Origin of the sequence: Streptomyces sp. WMMC940 (genome assembly GCF_027460265.1) — a bacterium.
Taxonomy (GTDB): Bacteria; Actinomycetota; Actinomycetes; order Streptomycetales; family Streptomycetaceae; genus Streptomyces.
Genome location: NZ_JAPZBC010000001.1, coordinates 5,823,129 through 5,845,226, shown reverse-complemented (window position 1 = coordinate 5,845,226; position 22,098 = coordinate 5,823,129). Strand labels below are relative to the sequence as shown.

General features: G+C 73.5%; 16 protein-coding genes. 7 read left to right on the top strand and 9 right to left on the bottom strand.

Annotation, left to right across the window (positions count from 1 at the left end; all coding sequences use genetic code 11):
• Window positions 1-108: 108 nt before the first annotated feature.
• From O7595_RS25735 to O7595_RS25720, 4 genes are all read right to left on the bottom strand, one after another.
• The gene (locus O7595_RS25735; protein ID WP_269730985.1) at window positions 109-831 is read right to left on the bottom strand and encodes a vWA domain-containing protein; all 723 of its coding nucleotides are present in this window, start codon (window positions 829-831) and stop codon (window positions 109-111) included.
• A 306-nt stretch (window positions 832-1,137) separates the two neighbouring features.
• Window positions 1,138-2,598, bottom strand: a complete 1,461-nt coding sequence (locus O7595_RS25730; RefSeq protein ID WP_269730984.1) for a glutamate synthase subunit beta — start codon at window positions 2,596-2,598, stop codon at window positions 1,138-1,140.
• Window positions 2,591-7,180, bottom strand: a complete 4,590-nt coding sequence (gene gltB, locus O7595_RS25725; RefSeq protein WP_269730983.1) for a glutamate synthase large subunit — start codon at window positions 7,178-7,180, stop codon at window positions 2,591-2,593. Before gltB ends, O7595_RS25730 begins: the two co-directional genes overlap by 8 nt.
• A gap of 413 nt (window positions 7,181-7,593) precedes the next feature.
• Window positions 7,594-8,322 carry a VIT1/CCC1 transporter family protein gene (locus O7595_RS25720; RefSeq protein WP_269730982.1) on the bottom strand — a complete coding sequence of 243 codons (729 nt, stop codon included), beginning with the start codon at window positions 8,320-8,322 and terminating at the stop codon, window positions 7,594-7,596.
• A gap of 232 nt (window positions 8,323-8,554) precedes the next feature.
• Here O7595_RS25720 and O7595_RS25715 point away from each other — a divergent pair, with 232 nt between their 5' ends.
• From O7595_RS25715 to O7595_RS25685, 7 genes are all read left to right on the top strand, one after another.
• On the top strand, window positions 8,555-9,550 hold the full coding sequence (locus tag O7595_RS25715) for an ADP-ribosylglycohydrolase family protein (protein ID WP_269730981.1): 996 nt from the start codon (window positions 8,555-8,557) through the stop codon (window positions 9,548-9,550).
• 584 nt (window positions 9,551-10,134) lie between these two features.
• Entirely contained in the window at window positions 10,135-11,451 is a 1,317-nt protein-coding gene (locus tag O7595_RS25710; protein WP_443071861.1) for an ADP-ribosylglycohydrolase family protein, read from the top strand.
• A 73-nt stretch (window positions 11,452-11,524) separates the two neighbouring features.
• A complete protein-coding gene (locus O7595_RS25705) occupies window positions 11,525-12,691 on the top strand; it encodes an ADP-ribosylglycohydrolase family protein (RefSeq protein ID WP_269730980.1) in 1,167 nt (388 codons plus the stop codon).
• A complete protein-coding gene (locus O7595_RS25700) occupies window positions 12,688-14,112 on the top strand; it encodes an ADP-ribosylglycohydrolase family protein (protein WP_269730979.1) in 1,425 nt (474 codons plus the stop codon). The genes O7595_RS25705 and O7595_RS25700 overlap by 4 nt, the downstream gene beginning before the upstream one ends.
• Window positions 14,109-15,017, top strand: a complete 909-nt coding sequence (gene rbsK, locus O7595_RS25695) for a ribokinase (RefSeq protein WP_269730978.1) — start codon at window positions 14,109-14,111, stop codon at window positions 15,015-15,017. The genes O7595_RS25700 and rbsK overlap by 4 nt, the downstream gene beginning before the upstream one ends.
• Window positions 15,018-15,133: 116 nt before the next feature.
• On the top strand, window positions 15,134-16,384 hold the full coding sequence (locus O7595_RS25690; protein ID WP_269730977.1) for a CaiB/BaiF CoA transferase family protein: 1,251 nt from the start codon (window positions 15,134-15,136) through the stop codon (window positions 16,382-16,384).
• On the top strand, window positions 16,381-17,178 hold the full coding sequence (locus tag O7595_RS25685; RefSeq protein ID WP_269730976.1) for an HpcH/HpaI aldolase/citrate lyase family protein: 798 nt from the start codon (window positions 16,381-16,383) through the stop codon (window positions 17,176-17,178). The genes O7595_RS25690 and O7595_RS25685 overlap by 4 nt, the downstream gene beginning before the upstream one ends.
• Window positions 17,179-17,544: 366 nt before the next feature.
• On the opposite strand, the gene lgt is transcribed toward O7595_RS25685, so the two are convergent.
• The 5 genes from lgt to trpM all read right to left on the bottom strand — a co-directional run bounded on the left by lgt (window position 17,545) and on the right by trpM (window position 22,097).
• The gene (lgt, locus tag O7595_RS25680; RefSeq protein ID WP_269730975.1) at window positions 17,545-18,483 is read right to left on the bottom strand and encodes a prolipoprotein diacylglyceryl transferase; all 939 of its coding nucleotides are present in this window, start codon (window positions 18,481-18,483) and stop codon (window positions 17,545-17,547) included.
• 269 nt (window positions 18,484-18,752) lie between these two features.
• On the bottom strand, window positions 18,753-19,580 hold the full coding sequence (locus O7595_RS25675) for a DsbA family protein (RefSeq protein WP_269730974.1): 828 nt from the start codon (window positions 19,578-19,580) through the stop codon (window positions 18,753-18,755).
• Window positions 19,581-19,695: 115 nt separating this feature from the next.
• Window positions 19,696-20,508, bottom strand: coding sequence for a tryptophan synthase subunit alpha (gene trpA, locus O7595_RS25670; RefSeq protein WP_269730972.1), 813 nt, complete (start codon window positions 20,506-20,508; stop codon window positions 19,696-19,698).
• On the bottom strand, window positions 20,505-21,809 hold the full coding sequence (gene trpB, locus O7595_RS25665; RefSeq protein WP_269730971.1) for a tryptophan synthase subunit beta: 1,305 nt from the start codon (window positions 21,807-21,809) through the stop codon (window positions 20,505-20,507). Before trpB ends, trpA begins: the two co-directional genes overlap by 4 nt.
• 69 nt (window positions 21,810-21,878) lie before the next feature.
• The gene (trpM, locus tag O7595_RS25660; protein ID WP_269730970.1) at window positions 21,879-22,097 is read right to left on the bottom strand and encodes a tryptophan biosynthesis modulator TrpM; all 219 of its coding nucleotides are present in this window, start codon (window positions 22,095-22,097) and stop codon (window positions 21,879-21,881) included.
• Between the last annotated feature and the right edge of the window lies 1 nt (window position 22,098).

Below are 22,098 nucleotides of genomic sequence, written 5' to 3'. Positions count from 1 at the left end.
CCCGAGCAGGGTGCCGTGACGGCCGGCGCATCACCCCGACGGCGGCCACCTCGTACCGCGACCCGGTCGGGGCCCGGGGAGGTGCCGGGGGTCCGGGGGACACCGGGGTCAGGAGCGTACGATCCCCAACTCGCGCGCGTTCGCCAGCCACACCGGGAACTCGGACAGCAGGCGGTCGTACAGCTCCGCGTCCGGGACCTTCCGCGGGTCCTGCCCGGCGTGGAAGAAGCCCGCGTTGTCGACGGGGCGCTTGGCGGGGACCGCGAGGTCGTCGAGTCTGCGCAGGAACTCGAACTGCCGGCTGCCGGGGTCGCCGAAGCCGATGAACTGCCAGAACATAGGCAGCTTGGCCGCCTTGCACACATAGCGTTCCGCAGCGGCCCGGTTGCTGGGGCCGCCGTCGGTCTGGAAGACGACCAGTGCGGGCTCGGTTGCGCCGCTGTCCAGATAGTGGTCGATGACCGCGTCCATGGCGTGGTGGTAGTTGGTCCTGCCCATGTGACCGAGCCCGGCCACGATCCGGTCTATCCGGCCCTCGTGGTCGGCGAGTTCGATGTCGGTCTCGGCGTCGATGTCCGTGGAGAAGACGACGACGGGGACGCGCCCGTCGTCGTCCAGATTGGCCGAGAGCCCGAGGACCCGGTCCGCGAGGGCCTGGACGCTGCCGTCCCCGTAGTACGGCCTCATGGAACCGGAGTGGTCGAGCACCAGGTAGACCGCCGCGCGCCGGTCCCCCAGCCCGTGCTTCGCCAGCGACACCGCCGCGGACTTGTAGAGGCTGACGAGCGCCGGAGCGGTCTCCTCAATCTTGCGCAGGCTGATCGCCGCCATGGACGTGTCTCCGTTCGCCGGGCTCTCGGGTGCCGCTCCGGGCCGCGCCCGTGCCGTGAGACTACGCGCGGAACCGGGATGCGCAGGGGGCGAATGCCCGGAATCCGGGGCGAGGGTCCGCACACGCGCCACCCGGGTGCGCGGACCGCGAGGCTACGCGCGCGTACCGTCACCGCGGAAGACGCCGCGGCGCCTGCCCATCATCCGGTCGGGGACGGGGGCAGGCGCCGCGTCTGTTCCGTACGCCTTTGTACGGGACGTATGTGAGGGGCCGTCAGCGAACGGCCCGGATGGTGGGCTGCCGGGTCAGACCGTCAGCGCGCGGTCCGTCGGGCGGATCGGGGCGGGCAGTTCGCTCGCGCCCGTGAGGTAGCGGTCCACTCCGCGCGCCGCGGAGCGGCCCTCGGCGATGGCCCAGACGATCAGGGACTGGCCGCGGCCCGCGTCGCCGGCGACATAGACGCCGTCGATGTTGGTGGCGAAGTCCGCGTCGCGGGCGATGTTGCCGCGCTCGTCCAGCGCCAGGCCGAACTGGGACACCAGGCCGTTCTCGACGTCGGTGCCGGTGAAGCCCATGGCGAGGGTGACCAGCTGGGCCGGGATGGCACGCTCGGTGCCCGGCTTCTGGGTGAGCTTGCCGTCGACGAACTCGACCTCGACGAGGTGCAGTGACTGGACGTTGCCCTCGGCGTCGCCCTCGAAGTGGGTGGTGGAGACGGAGTAGACCCGCTCGCCGCCCTCCTCGTGCGCGGACGTCACCTTGTAGAGCATCGGGAACGTCGGCCACGGCTGGCCGGAGCTGCGCTCCTCGCCCGGCCGGGGCATGATCTCCAGCTGGGTCACGGACGCCGCGCCCTGGCGGTGCGCGGTACCGACGCAGTCGGCGCCGGTGTCGCCGCCGCCGATGACGACGACGTGCTTGCCCTCGGCGGTGATCGGCGGGGTCACGAAGTCGCCCTCGACGACCTTGTTGGAGAGCGGCAGGTACTCCATCGCCTGGTGGATGCCGTTCAGTTCGCGGCCCTGCACCGGAAGGTCGCGCGCGGTCGTGGCACCGGCGGCGATGACGACCGCGTCGAACCGCTTGCGCAGGTCCGTCGCCGTGAGGTCGCGGCCGATCTCAATGCCCGTACGGAACTTGGTGCCCTCCGCGCGCATCTGCTCGATACGGCGGTTGACGTGCCGCTTCTCCATCTTGAACTCGGGGATGCCGTAGCGGAGGAGCCCGCCGACGCGGTCGGCGCGCTCGTAGACGACCACGGTGTGGCCGGCCCGCGTCAGCTGCTGGGCGGCGGCGAGGCCCGCCGGCCCGGAGCCGATCACCGCGACGGTCTTGCCGGACAGCCGCTCCGGCGGCTGCGGCTTGACGTCACCCGTGTCCCACGCCTTGTCGATGATCGAGACCTCGACGTTCTTGATGGTGACGGCGGGCTGGCTGATGCCGAGGACGCACGCCGACTCGCACGGGGCGGGGCACAGCCGTCCGGTGAACTCCGGGAAGTTGTTCGTGGCGTGCAGCCGCTCGCTGGCCGCCTGCCAGTTCTCGCGGTAGGCGTAGTCGTTCCACTCCGGGATGAGGTTCCCGAGCGGGCAGCCGTTGTGGCAGAACGGGATGCCGCAGTCCATGCAGCGCCCGGCCTGCTTGCTGATGATCGGCAGCAGGGAGCCGGGAACGTAGACCTCGTTCCAGTCCTTGACGCGCTCGGCGACGGGGCGGGTCTCGGCGACCTCGCGCCCGGTGGTCAGGAAGCCCTTGGGGTCAGCCATGGGTCGCCGCCTCCATCATCTTCTCGGTGGTCTCCCGCTCGGAGAGACCGGCGAGCTCAGCGGCGTCCTTGGCGGCGAGCACGGCCTTGTACGTGGTCGGGATGATCTTGCTGAACCGGTCCGCGGCGGCGGGCCAGTCGGCGAGGAGCTTCTCGGCCACGGTGGAACCCGTCTCCTCGTGGTGGCGGCGCACGACGTCGTGCAGCCACTCCTTGTCGGCGTCGCTCGGGGCCTCGACGGCGTTCGCGTTGCCGGCGTTGACGTTGTCCTCGTCGAGGTCGACGACGTACGCGACACCGCCGGACATGCCGGCCGCGAAGTTGCGTCCCGTCTCGCCGAGGACGACGGCGTGGCCGCCCGTCATGTACTCGCAGCCGTGGTCGCCCACGCCCTCGGAGACCACCAGCGCACCGGAGTTGCGGACGCAGAAGCGCTCGCCGGTGCGGCCGCGCAGGAACAGCTCGCCGCCGGTGGCGCCGTAGGCGATGGTGTTGCCCGCGATGGTCGAGTACTCGGCCAGGTGGTCGGCGCCGCGGTCGGGGCGGACGACGACCCTGCCGCCGGAGAGGCCCTTGCCGACGTAGTCGTTGGCGTCGCCCTCCAGGCGCAGCGTGACACCGCGCGGCAGGAAGGCGCCGAAGGACTGGCCGGCGGAGCCGGTGAAGGTGATGTCGATGGTGTCGTCGGGCAGGCCCGCACCGCCGAACTTCTTGGTCACCTCGTGGCCGAGCATGGTGCCGACGGTCCGGTTGATGTTCCGGATCGCGACCTGGGCGCGGACCGGCTGGGCCTCCTCGGCGGTGGCCGCGGCCAGCGCGTCCGCGGACAGCTTGATCAGCTCGTTGTCCAGGGCCTTCTCCAGGCCGTGGTCCTGCTCGACCAACTGGTGGCGGACGGCGCCATCGGGCAGCTCTGGCACGTGGAACAGCGGTGCCAGGTCGAGGCCCTGGGCCTTCCAGTGGTTCACGGCCCGGGTGGTGTCCAGCAGCTCGGCGTGGCCGACCGCCTCGTCCAGGGTGCGGAAGCCCAGCTCGGCGAGCAGTTCGCGGACCTCCTCGGCGATGAACTCGAAGAAGTTGACGACGAACTCGGCCTTGCCGTTGAAGCGCTCGCGCAGGACCGGGTTCTGCGTGGCGATGCCGACCGGGCAGGTGTCCAGGTGGCAGACGCGCATCATGACGCAGCCGGACACGACGAGCGGAGCGGTCGCGAAACCGAACTCCTCGGCACCGAGGAGCGCGGCGATGACGACGTCACGGCCGGTCTTCAGCTGGCCGTCGGTCTGCACGACGATCCGGTCGCGGAGGCCGTTGAGCAGCAGCGTCTGCTGGGTCTCGGCGAGGCCGAGCTCCCAGGGGCCGCCCGCGTGCTTCAGCGAGGTGAGCGGCGAGGCGCCGGTGCCGCCGTCGTGGCCGGAGATGAGGACCACGTCCGCGTGGGCCTTGGAGACGCCCGCGGCGACCGTGCCGACGCCGACCTCGGACACCAGCTTCACGTGGATGCGGGCGGCCGGGTTGGCGTTCTTGAGGTCGTGGATCAGCTGCGCCAGGTCCTCGATCGAGTAGATGTCGTGGTGCGGCGGCGGGGAGATCAGGCCGACGCCCGGGGTGGAGTGCCGGGTCTTGGCGACCCACGGGTAGACCTTGGGGCCGGGCAGTTGACCGCCCTCGCCGGGCTTTGCGCCCTGGGCCATCTTGATCTGGATGTCGTCCGCGTTGACCAGGTACTCGGAGGTCACGCCGAAGCGGCCGGAGGCGACCTGCTTGATGCTGGAGCGGCGCGCCGGGTCGTACAGGCGGTCCGGGTCCTCGCCGCCCTCACCGGTGTTGGACTTGCCGCCCAGCTGGTTCATGGCGATGGCGAGGGTCTCGTGCGCCTCCTTGGAGATGGAGCCGTACGACATGGCGCCGGTGGAGAAGCGCCTGACGATCTCGCTGACCGGCTCGACCTCGTCGACGGGGATCGACGGGCGGTCGGACTTGAAGCCGAACAGGCCGCGGAGCGTCATCAGGCGCTCGGACTGCTCGTTCACCCGGCCCGTGTACTGCTTGAAGATGTCGTACCGCTTGGTGCGCGTGGCGTGCTGCAGGCGGAAGACGGTCTCCGGGTCGAACAGGTGCGGCTCGCCCTCGCGGCGCCACTGGTACTCGCCGCCGATCTCCAGCGCGCGGTGCGCCGGGGCGATGCCGCTGACCGGGTACGCCTTGGCGTGCCGGGCGGCGACCTCCTCGGCGACGACGTCGAGACCGGCCCCGCCGATCTTCGTGGCGGTGCCGTCGAAGTACTTGGCGACGAAGGCGTCGTCGAGACCGACGGCCTCGAAGACCTGGGCGCCGCGGTAGGAGGCGACGGTCGAGATGCCCATCTTGGACATGACCTTGAGGACGCCCTTGCCGAGGGCCTTGATCAGGTTACGGATCGCCTGCTCGGGCTCCAGGCCCTCGATGAACGTACCGGCGCGCAGCAGGTCCTCCACGGACTCCATGGCCAGGTACGGGTTGACCGCGGCGGCGCCGAAGCCGATGAGCAGCGCGACGTGGTGCACCTCGCGGACGTCGCCGGCCTCGACCAGCAGGCCCACGTGGGTGCGCTGCTTGGTGCGGATGAGGTGGTGGTGGACGGCGGAGGTGAGCAGCAGCGAGGGGATCGGCGCGTGCTCGGCGTCGGAGTGCCGGTCGGACAGCACGATCAGCCGGGCGCCGCCCTCGATGGCGGCGTCGGCCTCGGCGCAGATCTCGGCCAGCCGGGCGGCGAGGGCGTCGCCGCCGCCGGAGACCCGGAAGAGACCGGACAGGGTGACGGCCTTCATACCGGGCATGTCGCCGTCGGCGTTGATGTGGATGAGCTTGGCCAGCTCGTCGTTGTCGATCACCGGGAACGGCAGGGTGACCGAGCGGCAGGACGCCGCGGTCGGCTCCAGCAGGTTGCCCTGCGGGCCGAGCGAGGAGATCAGCGAGGTGACGAGCTCCTCGCGGATGGCGTCCAGCGGCGGGTTGGTGACCTGCGCGAACAGCTGGGTGAAGTAGTCGAAGAGCAGCCGCGGGCGCTCCGAGAGGGCCGCGATCGGAGAGTCGGTGCCCATGGAACCGATCGGCTCGGCTCCGGTGCGGGCCATCGGCGCGAGCAGGACGCGCAGCTCCTCCTCGGTGTAGCCGAAGGTCTGCTGGCGGCGGGTGACCGAGGCGTGGGTGTGGACGATGTGCTCGCGCTCGGGCAGGTCGCCGAGCTCGATGATCCCGGCATCGAGCCACTCCTCGTAGGGGTGCTCGGCGGCCAGTGACGCCTTGATCTCGTCGTCCTCGATGATGCGGTGCTCGGCGGTGTCGACGAGGAACATCCGGCCCGGCTGGAGGCGGCCCTTGCGGACGACCTTGGCGGGGTCGATGTCCAGGACGCCGACCTCGGAGGAGAGCACGACGAGGCCGTCGTCGGTGACCCAGTAGCGGCCGGGGCGGAGGCCGTTGCGGTCGAGGACCGCGCCGACCTGGGTGCCGTCGGTGAAGGTGACGCACGCCGGGCCGTCCCAGGGCTCCATCATCGTGGAGTGGTACTGGTAGAAGGCGCGCCGGGCCGGGTCCATGGAGTCGTGGTTCTCCCACGCCTCGGGGACCATCATCAGCACGCTGTGGGGCAGCGAGCGGCCGCCGAGGTGGAGCAGCTCCAGGACCTCGTCGAAGGAGGCGGAGTCCGAGGCGTCCGGGGTGCAGACCGGGAAGACCCGGTCCAGGTCCCTGTCCCCGAACAGGTCGCTGACCAGCTGCGACTCACGGGCACGCATCCAGTTGCGGTTGCCCTTGACGGTGTTGATCTCACCGTTGTGCGCCACGAAGCGGTACGGGTGGGCGAGCGGCCAGCTCGGGAAGGTGTTCGTGGAGAAGCGCGAGTGGACCAGGGCCACGGCGGTTGCGAGACGGCGGTCCGAGAGGTCCGGGAAGAAGGGCTCCAGCTGGCCGGTGGTCAGCATGCCCTTGTAGACGATGGTGCGGGCGGAGAGCGACGGGAAGTACACGCCGGCCTCGCGCTCGGCGCGCTTGCGCAGCACGAACGCCTTGCGGTCGAGGGCGATCCCGCTGATCTCGCCTCCCCCGGGGCCTTCGGCCTGGGAGGTACCACCACTCACGAAGAGCTGGCGGAAGACGGGCATCGTCGAACGGGCGGTGGCGCCGAGCAGCTCGGGGGCGACGGGGACGTCGCGCCAGCCGAGGACATCGAGCCCCTCCTCGGCGGCGATCGTCTCGATCCGTGAGACGGCCTCGTCCTCGGTGCCCTGGGGGACGAAAGCGATGCCGACGGCGTACGAACCGGCCTCGGGGAGCTCGAAGCCGGCGACCTCGCGCAGAAAGGCGTCGGGGACCTGGAGCAGGATGCCGGCCCCGTCGCCGGAGTCGGGCTCGGAGCCGGTGGCGCCGCGGTGCTCGAGGTTGCGCAGAACGGTCAACGCCTGCTCGACCAGCTCATGGCTGGCAACACCGGTGAGGGTGGCCACGAACCCGACACCGCAGGCGTCGTGTTCGTTACGGGGGTCGTACATCCCCTGCGGAGCGGGGCGACCGTCCATGGGCGACCAGGCGTCGGAACGCATCGGCTCTCCCGTCGTCGTCGTGGCATGTGGCGGTGCCGAGGGACGACGTTGGCCCTCCGCTGAAATTTCGTGCAGGTTACATGATGGAGTGGTTCTCGGGAAGCGGATAGCCCATTCCAACATGCGGACACCGCGCTATGGGGATCTGATGGCGGCGCAGGTGGGGGCGGGTGCGGACAAGATCGGCTTGGGATCGGCGTCCACGGACCCGGGATGCTGAGCAGGCTTCGTTGCCCACAGCGCTTGTGGCTCATGCCCCGCGGTTAAGGATTCGAAACCGCCGGGTAACGGCTCATGATGTGAGGCCAAGACCAAGTGTCGCACTTCACGGGCCGATAGGGCAGCAGGACATAGGTCACAGCCTCCGGAGGCCCCCTCCGTAGGCCGTGACGACGCCGCTTTCGGAACACGCCCTACACCGCGGCGCCGACCAGGTTCCCGATCCCGTACGTCACCGCCGCCGCGGCACCGCCCAGGGCCAGCTGCCGCAGCCCGCTGAACCACCAGCCGCGGGCGGTCACCCTGGACACCAGCGCGCCGCAGGCGAACAGCCCCAGGAGCGCCAGCAGCACCGCCGGCCACAGCGAGGCGGCCCCCAGCAGGTACGGCAGGACCGGGAGCAGCGCGCCCAGGGCGAACGATGCGAACGACGAGACGGCGGCGACCGCCGGCGAGGGCAGCTCGTCCGGGTCGATGCCCAGTTCCTCGCGGGCGTGGATCTCCAGCGCCTGCTCCGGGTCCCTGGACAGCTGGATGGCCACCTCGCGGGCCAGCCGGGGCTCGACACCGCGGGCCACGTACAGCGCGGCCAGCTCCTCCATCTCGTCGACCGGGTGCTTGCGCAGCTCACGGCGCTCGACGTCCAGTTCCGCCTGGACGAGCTCGCGCTGCGAGGCGACCGAGGTGTACTCACCGGCGGCCATCGAGAAGGCGCCGGCCGCGAGACCGGCGAAGCCCGTGATCACGATGGTCTGCGGGGAGGCGGAGCCCCCGGCGACCCCGGTCATCAGGGCGAGGTTGGACACGAGCCCGTCCATCGCGCCGAACACCGCGGGACGCAGCCAGCCGCCGCTGACGTCGCGGTGCGTGTGATTGTCGCGGTGCGCCTCGTGAAGCGTCGCCTCGGTCTCGATGATGGACACAGCTCTCCCCTCGAACCCGAACGGTCCGCGTCCGCGTCCCGCCCCTTTTCCCGCTCTCGAAAGTACGCGCGATGTAAGGGGCGCGCCAGCAAGGCAGGCTTTACTTACCTGGCGCGCGGTGCACTCCCTCCTTGGGCCGGACGCGTGAACCGATGTCCCCCGCGCCCCCACCCGGCGCCCCGCGGGGGACAGATCGGGGAACAGGCCCGAGGGGGTGCGAAGGAGTGGCGCGGTGGACTGGATTGCATGCGATCGGGCCCGCGGCGCACTTCTGGGGCTGGCGGTGGGCGACGCCCTCGGCGCACCGGCGGAGAACATGCGGCCGTCCGAGATCCGCCGCCGCTGGGGCCGCATCGAGGGCTTCGTGACCGACAGCCCCGCCGGCACGGACGACACGGAGTACGCGATCTTCTCCGGGCTGCTGCTCGCCCGGCACGGATCGGCGCTGACGGTGGCCCACGTCGAGAAGGCGTGGCACCACTGGATCGCGGACCTGGACGAGGGGCCGTTCCGCGGCGCCGGCTTCAGCGAGCGCGGCACACTGGAGAACCTGCGTCGGGGGCTGGCGGCTCCGATCACCGCGCAGCACCGGCACGCCTGGAGCGACGGGCTCGCGATGCGGGCGGCACCGTTCGGCGTGTTCGCCGCGGGCCGGCCCGACGAGGCCGCGCGGCTGGTGGCCGTCGACGGCTCCGTGAGCCACGACGGCGAGGGCATCTACGGCGGGCAGGCGGTGGCGGCGGGGGTGGCCGCGGCGATGGCCGGGGCCGGCCCGGCGGGAGTGATCGGGGCGGCCCTGTCCGTCGTCCCCCTCGACTCCTGGACCTCGCGCTCCATGCGCCGGGCGGTCGTCGCGGCGGAACGCGCCGGGACGGACCCGCTCGGCCGGGAACGGACGGTCCGCTCCGCCGTCGTCGTCGGCGGCTACCCGTGGACCGACCTGGCTCCCGAGGCCGTCGGCCTCGCCTTCGGGGCCTTCGCGGCGGCCCGCGGCGACTTCCGCACGTCGGTGCTGACCGCGGTGAACATGGGCCGCGACGCCGACACCACCGCGGCGGTCGCGGGGGCGCTGGCCGGCGCGATGTCGGGCGCCTCCGCCATCCCGTCGGACTGGGCCGCCGCGATCGGCCCCGTCCGCGGCAGCTGCCTCCCCTCGATGCGTGGCCACCACGTCCTGGACATCGCGGATCTGCTCACTCCGTACGACGACTCCGAGGCCCTGTCATGACCCCCCGCCCCCTCGACCCGGCGCCCCCGGACCACTCCGCCCCGGGCAGCCCCGACGCCCCTCCGGACCTGACGTCGGACAGGTCGGGCACATCCGGCGAGGACCACGGCGAGGAAGCGCCGGATCCGTGCCCCGAGCCGGTCCCGGCCACCGGGAGGGACGTGCTGGGGCACGGCCGGCACGGCGGGGGCGAGGAGGGCGAGGGGCGGCACGGCGAAGGCGGCCGTCGGGCGCAGGACCGGCACGACGACGACGGTCACGACAAGAGACGACACGGCAAGGGGGAGGCGGATGGGCACGGCGAGGCGCCCGAGGCACCGGCGGGCAGCGGTCCGGCGGACGGCGACGCGGCGCCGCACGGCCCCCGCCCGGTCCCCGGCCCCTCGGCCGGTGCCCTGGGTGCGGACCGCACCGCACGGCAGCGCCCCGGGAAACCGGAGCACGCGCGCCCGGCAGGGCGGCCGGGGCACGGGACGGACCCGCTGCGGCGGCACTCGGCGCCGGACGTCCGGGCGCGCGGCGCGGCCGCCGGGCGGGCTCGGCCGCAGGACGCCCGCGGTGCCGGGACCGGTGCCGGCGGTCCCGTGTCCGGGTGGGGCTACTCCTCCTGGCCGCACCGGGCAGCGGTCCGCCCCGGCGAGGCCACCGGCTCCCGGGGGCGCACCGCTCCCCCGGCCGACGACGCGTACCGCGCACGGATCGAGGGGCTGCTGCTGGGCCTCGCCGCCGGTGACGCCGCCGGGTGGCCCGCCGCTCGGCACCGGGCCGCGCGGATGCCGGAGTGGACCCGGCGGCTCACCCGTGAGCTGGACACGTTCGCCGAGCAGAACGCCACGACCACGCTCCCGGTCCCCATCGCTCTGAACCAGCCACCGGAACCACTGCGCCTCGGCCCGTCCGACGACGCCGAGTGGGCCGCCTTCACCGCTGAGACCGTCCTCGCCTCCGCCGGTGAGCGGTTCGACGGACTCGACCCCCGCCGCCGTGTGCGCGCGGCCGTCGACGTCGCCTGGAACTCCCTGGCCGGGAAGATCGCCGCGGCCGAGGCCCGCGCCCCCGAGGTCGAGGCGGCCGTACCGCCCCTCCGTGCCCGGATCTCCGTGCGCGCGGGACTCGGCAATCTCGCGACCGGGCTGCGCCCGCCCGCCACGGGCCACGACAACCCGCACTACTTCGACGACGCCGCCTGCGTCCGGGCCGCCGTGCTCGCCGTCGTCCACCCCGGTGATCCGCGGAACGCCGCCGACCTCGCCGAGTTCGACGCCCGCTACACCCAGGACGGCGACGGGGTGCACGGCGCCCGCGCCATGGCGGCCGCCGTCGCCGCGGCGCTCGGTGGCGCACGGGTGGACGCGGCCGTCGGCGCCGCCCTCGCCGAACTCCCCGCGGCCACAGAGATCGGCCGCAACGCCCGGCACGCCCTCGCGCTCGCCCGCGACGCCGAGGACGCCTTCTCCCTCGTGCCCCTGCTGGAACACCAGATCGTCGACCACGTCTACAGCTACGGCATCGCCGCCGCCGAGACCGTGCCCGTCGCCCTCGCCATGGTGACGGCGGCGCGCGGCGGGCTGGGCGGGGCCCTGCCGGCCGCCGCGTGCCTGTCGCGCGTGGCCGACTCGGCGCCCGCCCTCGCCGGTGCGCTGTCCGGGGCCCTCTGCGGTGGCACGGCCGTGCCCGCGGCGTGGCGGGACGCCTGCCGCACCCTGGCCGGCTGCGCCCTCCCCCGTCTCGCCGGTACGGATCTCGTCGAACTCGCGGGACGGCTCGCCCGCGGGGTCCGCCCGCCGAACGGTCCCCCGGCCGCGCCGCGCACCCCGCCGTCCACCGAGCCGCCGGGCGCGACGCGCCTCCCGTCCTCGGCCGCCCCCCGGCACGGCGCCGGCCGGACCACGGGCCCGTAACTCGCCTGTCCCGTGCGCGAATCCCCGACGCGGCCTGCCCCACCCGCACCCACCCCGGGTGGACAATTCCGGCATGACACTCTCAGCGCACCCGGTCGCCGCGCTCGACGACCGCATCACGGGCTCCCTCGTCGGCGCGGCGGTGGGCGACGCGCTCGGCGGGCCGGTCGAGGGCTACACGCCGGAGCAGATCGTGGAACGCCACGGCGGCCGCGTCCAGGGCGTCGTCGGCCCCTGGCACGGCGACGACTGGCGCACCGCCCGCCCCATCGCGCCGTACCACAAGGGCGACGGGCACGTCACCGACGACACCCTGATGACGCACGCCCTGGTCCGCGTCTACGCCACCGTCCGGGACCACCTGGACGCGTACGCCGTCGCCGACCACCTCGTACCGGACCTCGTCTCCACCCCCCGCTGGATCCCCGAGCTGGAGGCCGAGGCCCTGCCCCTGCAGCGGGTGTTCCTCGCCGAGAAGTGGCTCGCGGCGCGGCTGCACTACGGCCATGTCGACCCCCGCGAGGCCGGGACCGGGAACATCGTCAACTGCGGTGCGGCCATGTACATGGCCCCCGTCGGCCTGGTCAACGCCGCCGACCCGGCCGCCGCGTACGCGGAGGCCCTGGACGTGGCGGGCGCCCACCAGTCCTCCTACGGGCGCGAGGCCGCGGGCGTCCTCGCCGCCGCGGTCGCCGCGGCCTGCACACCCGGCGCCGGCCCGGAGACCGTCGTCGAGGCCTCCCTGTCCCTCGCCAAGGACGGCACCCACTCCGCGATCGAGGCGGTGGCCGAAGTCGCCTGCCGGTACAGCGACTTCGAGCCCGCGCTCCGTCCGCTCCGCGAGGCGGTCGCCCCCTTCGACACCGTCGGGCCCGACTACCGCGCCCCGTCCCTCGCCGCCCGCCGCCCCTCCCGGCTGCACTCCGTCGAGGAACTCCCCATCGCGCTGGGCATGCTGCTCATCGGCGACGGCGACTACCGCAGGACCGTGCTGGGCTGCGTCAACTACGGCCGGGACTGCGACTCGATCGCCACGATGTCCGGCGCGATCGCGGGCGCGCTGTACGGCGGGGAACCGGTCCCGGCCGAATGGGTCAAGACCGTCTCCGAGGCCAGCCGTCTCGATCTGCACGCCCCCGCCCGCACGCTCACGGAGGTCGCCCATGAGATCTTCGCCCGCGACACCCGGCGCCGCCGGGCGCACGAGGCCGCCTTCGCCGAACTGACGGACGCCCGGTGAACCTCCGGCTCACCTGGGTCCAGCCCGAGGACCTGGTAGGCCACGAGCTCCGCCAGGCCGCCGAGGACGGCCGCGACGCCTCTGCGGCCGCGCTGCGCTGGCGTACCGCCGGCGGCGCCCCGGCCCCCCCGGCCGCGGGCGCCTCGCCCCGGCCCGCCGACCCCCGGCTCCGGACGCTGGCGATGCGGCTGCTGGACGAACTGGACGCGCTCCCCGCTCCGTTCGCCGACCGCGAGCCGACGAGCCTGCCGGCCATCCGGGCCGCGTGCCCCGACTGGCCCACCTCCCGTTCGCGGGAGGAGACGGGGGTCGGCCGACCACGCGGCGCGCCCGGGAACGGGCCGGGCGGGCCGTTGGAACACCGGCTGCACGCCGCCTGGCTCGGCCGGGCGGCCGGCTGCCTGCTCGGCAAGCCCGTGGAGAAGCTCCCCCTGCACGCCATCCGCGCACTCGCCCGAGCGACCGGCAACTGGCCGCTGTCGACCTGGTTCACCGCCGAGGGCGTGCCTCCCCGGCTGCTGGCCGCCCACCCCTGGAACCGCCGCTCCGCCCCCACCTCGCTCGCCGAGAACATCGACGGCATGCCCGAGGACGACGACCTCGACTACCCGCTGCTGAACCTGCTCCTCCTCCAGCGGTACGGACAGGACTTCGACACCTCCGACGTGGCCCGGCTCTGGCTGGACGAACTCCCCGCAGGCCGTACCTTCACCGCCGAGCGGGTCGCGTACCGCAATCTCCTCCACGGCGTGGAACCGCCGGAGACCGCGACCCGGCACAACCCCTTCCGGGAGTGGATCGGCGCCGCGATCCGCGCCGACGTCCACGGCTGGACCCACCCGGGCGACCCGGCCGCCGCGGCCGAACAGGCCCACCGGGACGCGGTGCTCACCCACACCGCGAACGGCGTGTACGGAGCCATGTTCGTCGCGGCCGCGCTCGCCGTCGCGGCCGGCGGGGGCACCGACGTGCACGCGTGCCTGCGCGAGGGGCTCCGTGTCGTCCCGCCCGGTTCGCGGCTCGCGCGGGCCGTGCGGCACGCGATCGCCACCGCCGCCGCGCACGGCGACTTCGACACCGTCGTGGACCGGCTGCACGCCGCACACGGCGCCTACCACTGGGTGCACGTCGTGCCCAACGCCGCTCTGCTCGCCGCCGCGCTCACCCATGCGGACGGCGACTTCACCGGTTCCGTCTGCCGTGCGGTGTCGGGGGGCTGGGACACGGACTCCAACGGCGCCACGGCGGGTTCGCTGGCCGGGCTGCTCGCCGGGCGCCCCGAGCGGCTGCCCGAGCGCTGGACCACCCCGCTCAAGAACCGCCTCGCCACCACCGTCGGAGGGTTCGACGGCATCGGCTTCGACTCGCTCGCCCGCCTCACGTGCGACCGCATCACTCTCCGGGAGGACCGGCACCCATGACCGGCATCGTCGTGCTCGGCAGTACCAACATGGACCTCGTCGTCTACGTCCCGAAGGCTCCGCTGCGCGGGGAGACCGTGACGGGCCGGGAGTTCCGCACCGTTCCCGGCGGCAAGGGCGCCAACCAGGCCGTCGCCGCCGCCCGGGCCGGCGGCGACGTGGCGATGATCGGCGCCGTCGGCACGGACGACTTCGGCGCCGTGCTGCGGGAGACGCTCGAACACTCCGCGGTCGACACCGATCTGCTGCGCACCGCGGAAGGGCCGTCCGGAACCGCGCACATCGTGGTGGACGACGAGGGCGGCAACGCGATCGTCGTCATCCCCGGCGCCAACGGGACCGTGGACCACCTCACACCCGGCGACGAGACCCTCATCGGCGCCGCGGACGCGCTGCTGCTCCAGCTCGAACTGCCTCTGGCCGGAGTGATCGCGGGCGCCGAGGCCGCCCACCGGCACGGGGTGAGGACCGTCCTCACCCCCGCCCCGGCCCGGCCCCTGCCGCCCGAGCTGCTCGGCGTCACCGACCTGCTGGTGCCCAACGAGCACGAGGCCGCCCTGCTCACCGGAACCGCCGATCCCCGAGCGGCGGCGGAGGCGCTGCTCCGGGAGGTGCCGGAGGTGGTGATCACCCTCGGCTCGGCAGGCAGCCTCCATGCCGCCCGGGACGCCGGGATCGTCACCGTCCCGGCGCCCCGGGTGCGTGCCGTCGACACGACGGCCGCCGGGGACACCTTCGTCGGCGCCCTCACCGTGGCCCTGGTCGAGGGCCGGCCGATGGCCGAGGCGATGGCCTGGGCGTCCACCGCGGCCGCGCTGTCCGTCCGGCGCCCCGGCGCCTCGACGTCCATGCCGTACCGCTCCGAGATCGACGCCGGGCGGCTGGAGGGCGCCACGGGCGGCTGAGCCGGCGCGCTCCGCCCGGCCCGCACGCACCACACGCGCACGCGTCCCGACGGGCCGTACCCCACGCCCGTCGCCGCCTCACGCACACCCGCAGGAGAGACTCTCAGGGAGCCCCCATGCACGACCCCGACGCCGACGGTGTCGCCGCCCGCCAGTCCCCCCAGGCCGGGGCGCCCGCCACGGGCGGGCCGCTCGCCGGGCTGCGCGTCCTCGATCTCGCCACCCTCTTCGCCGGGCCGCTCGCCGCGACGATGCTCGGCGACTTCGGCGCCGACGTGATCAAGGTCGAGCACCCCCGCAGACCCGACCCGTCACGGGGCCACGGTCCCGGCAAGGACGGCATCGGGCTCTGGTGGAAGCTACTCGGCCGCAACAAGCGGACCATCACGCTCGACCTGTCCACGCCCGGCGGGCGCGAGACCTTCCTGAGGCTCGCCTCCACGGCGGACGTCGTCATCGAGAACTTCCGCCCCGGCACGCTGGAACGGTGGCGGCTGGGCTGGGAGGAGCTGAGCGCCGCCAATCCGCGGCTGGTGCTGGCCAGGGTCACGGGCTTCGGCCAGTTCGGCCCGTACTGCCACCGGCCCGGTTTCGGCACCCTCGCCGAGGCCATGAGCGGGTTCGCCGCGATCACCGGCGAGCCGGACGGGCCGCCCACGCTGCCGCCGTTCGGTCTCGCCGACTCCATCGCGGCCCTCGCCACCTCCTACGCCGTCATGACCGCGCTCACCGCGCGAGCCTCCACCGCCCGCGGCCAGGTCGTCGACATGGCCATCATCGAACCCATCCTCACCGTGCTCGGGCCGCAGCCCATCTGGTACGACCAGCTCGGCTACGTCCAGCCACGCACCGGCAACCGGTCACGCAACAACGCCCCGCGCAACACCTACCGGGCTGCCGACGGCTCCTGGCTCGCGGTCTCCACCTCCGCGCAGTCCGTGGCCGAACGCGTGATGCGGCTCGTCGGCCGCCCGGAGCTGGTCTCCGAGCCGTGGTTCTCCTCGGGCAGCGGACGGGCCGAGCACGCCGATGTGCTCGACGAGGCCGTGGGCGCCTGGATCGCCCGGCACACCCGGGACGAGGTCATCGCCGCCTTCGACAAGGCCGAGGCCGCGGTCGCCCCCGTCTACGACGTACGGGAGGTCATGGACGACCCCCAGTACCGGGCGCTGGACAGCGTCACCGAGGTGCCCGATCCGGAACTCGGCCCGATCCGTATGCAGAACATCCTCTTCCGCCTCTCCGAGACCCCCGGCGGCATCCGCTGGGCCGGCCGGCCGCACGGCGCGGACACCGACACCGTCCTGGGCGAGCTCGGGCTCACCCCCGGCCGGATCGCAGCCCTGCGCAACGAAGGCGCGCTATGACCCCGCTGACCTGGCTGTACGTGCCCGGGGACCGCCCCGAGGTGGTGCAGAAGGCGCTCTCCACAGGCGCCGACATCGTGATCGTCGACCTCGAGGACGCGGTCGCGCCGCACCGCAAGGCCTACGCGCTCGCGGCCACCGTCGAGCTGCTCTCCTCCCCCCAGCCCGTGCCGGTCCACGTCCGCATCCACGCGGAACGCGACATCGCGCCGCTGGCCCCCCTGCCGGGACTGGCGGCTCTGCGCATCCCCAAGGTGACGCACGCCACCGACATCCGGGTCCCGGCGAAGCTGGCCCCGGGGAAAGCGCTCTACGCGCTGCTGGAGTCGGCCGGCGGCGTGGAGCACGCCTACGCCATCGCCACCGCGGACCCCGCGGTGCGCGGTATCGCGCTCGGCGAGGCGGATCTCCGGGCGGACCTGGGCGTGCGGAACGACACCGGACTGGACTGGCCGCGCAGCCGCGTCGTCGTCGCCTCCCGCGCGGCGGGGCTGCCGCCGCCGACGCAGTCGGTGTTCCCCGACATCCGCGACCTGGACGGGCTGGCGGCCTCCTGCGCCCACGGCCGTTCCCTGGGCTTCCTCGGCCGTGCCGCGATCCACCCCCGGCAGCTCCCGGTGATCGAGCGCGCCTATCTGCCCGGCCCCGAGGAGGTCGAGGCGGCGGAGGAGATCGTCAAGGCGGCGACAACGGACGCGGGCGCCCTGGCCCTCCCCGACGGCCGCTTCGTGGACGCGGCGGTCGTCGCCGCCGCCCACCGCACCCTCTCGCTCGCCGGCCGCGACGGCGCATGACGCGGACCGCGGCAGGGCGGTGGGCGGACGGCAGTCCGGCAGTCGGGCAGTCCGGCAGTCCGGCAGTCGGGCAGTCGGGCAGTCCGCACCCGTTGCCCGGCCGCTGACGGCGCGAACCCACCGACCCGCACTCGGGCAGCGCGGAGAAACGGACCAGGCACGTGGACGGGCGCAGGTCCCGCCGACGACCACGCAGGGCGGCGGATGCGTCCCGCGTCCCGTACGCGGGCGGCCCGGCCCGCAGGGCCCGGGCGGCGCACGCTCGTCCAGGCGGCCGGGCGACGGCCCCGCAGACGCATCAGGGCCGCCCGGCCGTGACGGCCGGGCGGCCCCGGGGAACGCCTTGCGCGGAGCCTCGGCTCCCGGTCAGCCTCTGTTCGCGGACCCGGAGTCCGCCGGGTCGCCCTCGGCGCCCTTGTCCAGGGAAGGGGCGCTGGAGGGCGACGACTCGCCGGGGGCGGGGTCCGCGTCCGCCGCCCTGCCCTGCCGCACCGCCTCGGGCTCGACGACCTCCTCGCGGCCCGGGCGGAGCCGGGCGGAGAGCACGATGTACACCACGGCCAGGACGAAGACCAGGAGCGCGGTCCAGACGTTCAGCCGGAGGCCGAGGATGTGGTGCGCCTCGTCGACGCGCATGTACTCGATCCACGCCCGGCCGGCGCAGTACGCGGCGACGTACAGCGCGAAGGCCCGCCCGTGGCCGAGCCTGAAGCGGCGGTCGGCCCAGATGACCAGCAGTGCCACGCCGACGCACCACAGCGACTCGTAGAGGAACGTGGGGTGGTAGAGGCCGGCCTCCCGGTTCACGCCCTCGCTGATCTCGAGCGCCCACGGGAGATCGGTCGGCTTCCCGTACAGCTCCTGGTTGAACCAGTTGCCCCAGCGGCCGATCGCCTGGGCGAACGCGATGCCCGGTGCGATGGCGTCGGCGTACGCGGGCAGCGGGATGCCCCGGCGGCGGCAGCCGATCCACGCGCCGACCGCGCCGAACGCGATGGCGCCCCAGATGCCGAGGCCGCCCTCCCAGATCTTGAACGCGTCGACCCAGTTCTCACCTTCGCCGAAGTACAGCTGGTAGTCGGTGATCACGTGGTACAGACGGCCGCCGACGAGGCCGAAGGGGACGGCCCACACGGCGATGTCGGCCACCGTGCCGGCTTTGCCGCCGCGGGCGATCCAGCGCTTGTTGCCGTACCAGACGGCCACGAAGACACCGATGATGATGCAGAAGGCATAGCCGCGCAGCGGAAGCGGTCCGAGGTGGACGACACCCGTGGACGGGCTGGGAATGTAGGCAAGGTCCATGGCAGGTCCGACGCTACCTTGCCGGGCCCCGGGCACGGCAAGCGACCGCGCAACGTCTGCGTAACGAGCTCCGTGGCCGGCACGCCACCGCCCTCCGGCCTCCGCCCCGTGCCCGTGCGGTACGCCCACGGGGACGCGCGGAGGAGCGGACGCACGAGCACGCGGACACGCGGCCCGGCGAGACCGAGCACGCGGACACACGACCCGGCGGACGTGTCGGTGGGCGTCCCCCGGCCGTGCCGCGGAACGCCCACCGGGAGCGCCGCCCGTCAGGAGGCCGCGGGGCTCGGCTGCGCGGAGCCCGGTTTCTTGCCCTTGTTGGCCTCGGTGACCCACTTGCGCAGGTTCTCGGGGCTGATCTGCTCGTTTCCCTTCTGCGGGAACACGGACTCGCCGTTGAGCAGCACCGTCGGAGTGCCCCGGAAGTTCTTCTCCTGGAACGCCTGACCGGACTTGTCCACCCAGCCGTCGTGCCTGCCGGACTTCACGCACTCGATGAACGAGGGGGTGACGAGACCCGGCACCTTGCCCGCCAGCTCGATCAGCCGCTCGTTGTCCCCGAAGGCGTCCTCGGTCTCCGGCGGCTGGTTCCGGTACAGCACGTCGTGGTACTCCACGAACTTCCCGGCGTCCTGGGCGCAGGCGGCGGCGTTCGCCGAGCGGTGCGATCCGTCGCCTCCCATGCTTCCGTCGATGATCGTCGCGAGGTGGTACTCGACCCTGAGCTGCCCCGAGGCGGTCAGGTCGTGGATGGTGTCCCTCATCACGTTCTCGAACTGGGCGCAGGCCGGGCAGCGGAAGTCCTCCCAGACCGTGAGCGTGGACGGCGCGTCGTCGGCGCCCGCCGGGAGGGCGAGGGCGTCCTCGCCCTGGGCGCCGCTCGGGGCGACCACCGGGCCGTCGGCGGCCGAGCCCTCGTCCTTGCCCCCGCCACCCGCCGCGATCACGCCGACGACCGCGGCCAGGCCCAGGACGCCGACCACGGCGGCGGACACGATCAACAGGCGCCGTCGCTTCTCGCGGGCCTTCTGCAGCTCGCGATCGCGCATGAGCCGCTCGCGCGCGGCCCGCCTTCCGTCTTGGTTGTTCTCGCTCACGCCCACAGCAACGAACCGGGGAGGCGCCCATGCGCCTCCCCGGTCCCATGTCCACCCGTACGGGTGAGCCGGTCCGATCAGATCACTCGTCGCGTGACCGGCCGACCCCCTGCCGTCATCGCTTGCGGACGCCCTCCGCGAGCTCGGCCGCCAGCGCCCGCACAGCGGCGATCCCGGCCGCCTGGTCCTCGGCGTCGAGCAGTCGCTTGACGAAAGCCGAACCGACGATCACCCCGTCGGCGAAGCCCGCGACCTCGGCGGCCTGCTCGGCGTTGGAGACGCCCAGCCCGACGCACACGGGCATGTCGGTGGTGGCGCGGGTGCGACCCACCAGGTCCTGGGCCTGGGCGCCGACGGACTCGCGGGTGCCGGTGACGCCCATCAGCGAGGCCGCGTAGACGAAGCCCGAGCCCGCGGCCGTGATCTCGGCGAGCCGTTCGTCCCTGCTGCTGGGCGCGACGACGAACACCGTGGCGAGCCCGTGCTTCTCGGCGTGCTCGCGCCACACCGCGGACTCCTGGACCGGCAGGTCCGGCAGGATGCAGCCCGCCCCGCCCGCCTCGGCGAGCTCGGCGGTGAAGCGCTCGACGCCGTACCGGTCGATGGGGTTCCAGTACGTCATCACGAGCACCGGCTTGCCCGTGGCCGTGTGGGCCTCGCGGACCGTGCGCATCACGTCCGCGATCCTGACTCCGCCGCGCAGGGCGATGTCGTCGGCGGTCTGGATGACCGGTCCGTCGAGCACCGGGTCGCTGTGCGGCAGGCCCACCTCCACGACGTCGGCGCCGCCGTCGAAGGCGGCCTTGATCGCCTCGATGCCGCCGTCCACCGTGGGGAAGCCGGCCGGGAGGTAGGCGACGAGGGCGGCCCGGTCCTCGGACCTCGCACGCGCCAGGGTGTCGCTCAGCAGTCGGATGTTCCCGGTCACTTGGCGTCCCCCTCGATCTCCGCGACCTCGCCGGTGGCATCGGCCTCGACCACGGCGTCCGTGCCGGCGCCGCCGTCCGCGTCGTACAGCCCGAAGTAGCGGGCGGCGGTGTCCATGTCCTTGTCGCCCCGGCCGGACAGATTGACCAGGATCAGTCCGTCCTCGCCGAGTTCCCTGCCGAGTTCGAGGGCGCCGGCCAGGGCGTGCGCGGACTCGATGGCCGGGATGACGCCCTCCGTCCGGGAGAGCAGCCGCAGCGCCCGCATGGCGGCGTCGTCGGTCACGGCCCGGTACTCGCCGCGTCCGGTGTCCTTGAGGTACGAGTGCTCCGGGCCGATGCCCGGGTAGTCCAGACCGGCCGAGATCGAGTACGGCTCGGTGATCTGGCCCTCGTCGTCCTGGAGGACGTAGCTGCGGGAACCGTGCAGGATGCCGGGCTCGCCCGCGGTCAGGGTGGCCGCGTGCTCGCCGGTCTCGACCCCGTGGCCCGCGGGCTCGCAGCCCACCAGGCGCACCCCCTCGTCCGGGATGAAGGCGTGGAACAGGCCGATGGCGTTGGAGCCGCCGCCGACACAGGCCACGGCGGCGTCCGGGAGCCGGCCGGCGCGCTCCAGGATCTGGCGCCGGGCCTCGACGCCGATCACCCGGTGGAAGTCGCGGACCATCGCCGGGAACGGGTGCGGGCCCGCGACAGTGCCGAACAGGTAGTGCGTGTGGTCGACGTTGGCGACCCAGTCGCGGAACGCCTCGTTGATGGCGTCCTTCAGGGTGCGGCTGCCGGACCTCACCGGCACGACCTCGGCGCCGAGCATGCGCATGCGGGCGACGTTCAGCGCTTGGCGCTCGGTGTCGATCTCGCCCATGTAGATCGTGCAGTCGAGGCCGAAGAGCGCGCACGCGGTGGCGGTGGCCACCCCGTGCTGGCCGGCGCCGGTCTCGGCGATGACACGGGTCTTGCCCATGCGCCGGGTGAGGAGCGCCTGCCCCAGCACATTGTTGATCTTGTGCGAACCGGTGTGGTTGAGGTCCTCGCGCTTGAGGAAGACCCGCGCGCCGCCCGCGTGCTCGGCGAAGCGGGGCACCTCGGTCAGGGCGCTGGGCCGGCCCGTGTAGTGGACGAGCAGGTCGTCGAGTTCGGCGGCGAAGGCCGGGTCGGACTTGGCCTTGTCGTATTCGACTGCCACCTCGTCGACCGCGGCGACGAGGGCCTCGGGAATGAACTTGCCGCCGAAGTCGCCGAAGTAGCCGGCGGCGTTCGGCACCCGGCCCTCGGGGTCGGGAACGAAGTATTGACTGGGCATGCCAGAACTCCTCGTGTGCGTGTGAGCCGAAGAGAAATGAGTGATGACGTGTGGTGCCGAGCGTGTCGCTCAGCGGCGCCATCGCATGCCGTTGACCTGGCCGGGCTCGTCCCCGATGACGTACCTGACCCGTCGTCCGTGCACCCGCCGGGCCGGCGCGCGGCAGCCGCGCGGACGGCAGCCGCGCGCCAGCGGGGCGTGCGGTACGCAGGCGCCCGCGGCCGCCCGGCCCGGCCGGGGAAGGCCCGGCCCGGTGGCGGTGTTTGCGCGGCGGACGACGGCGGTCACG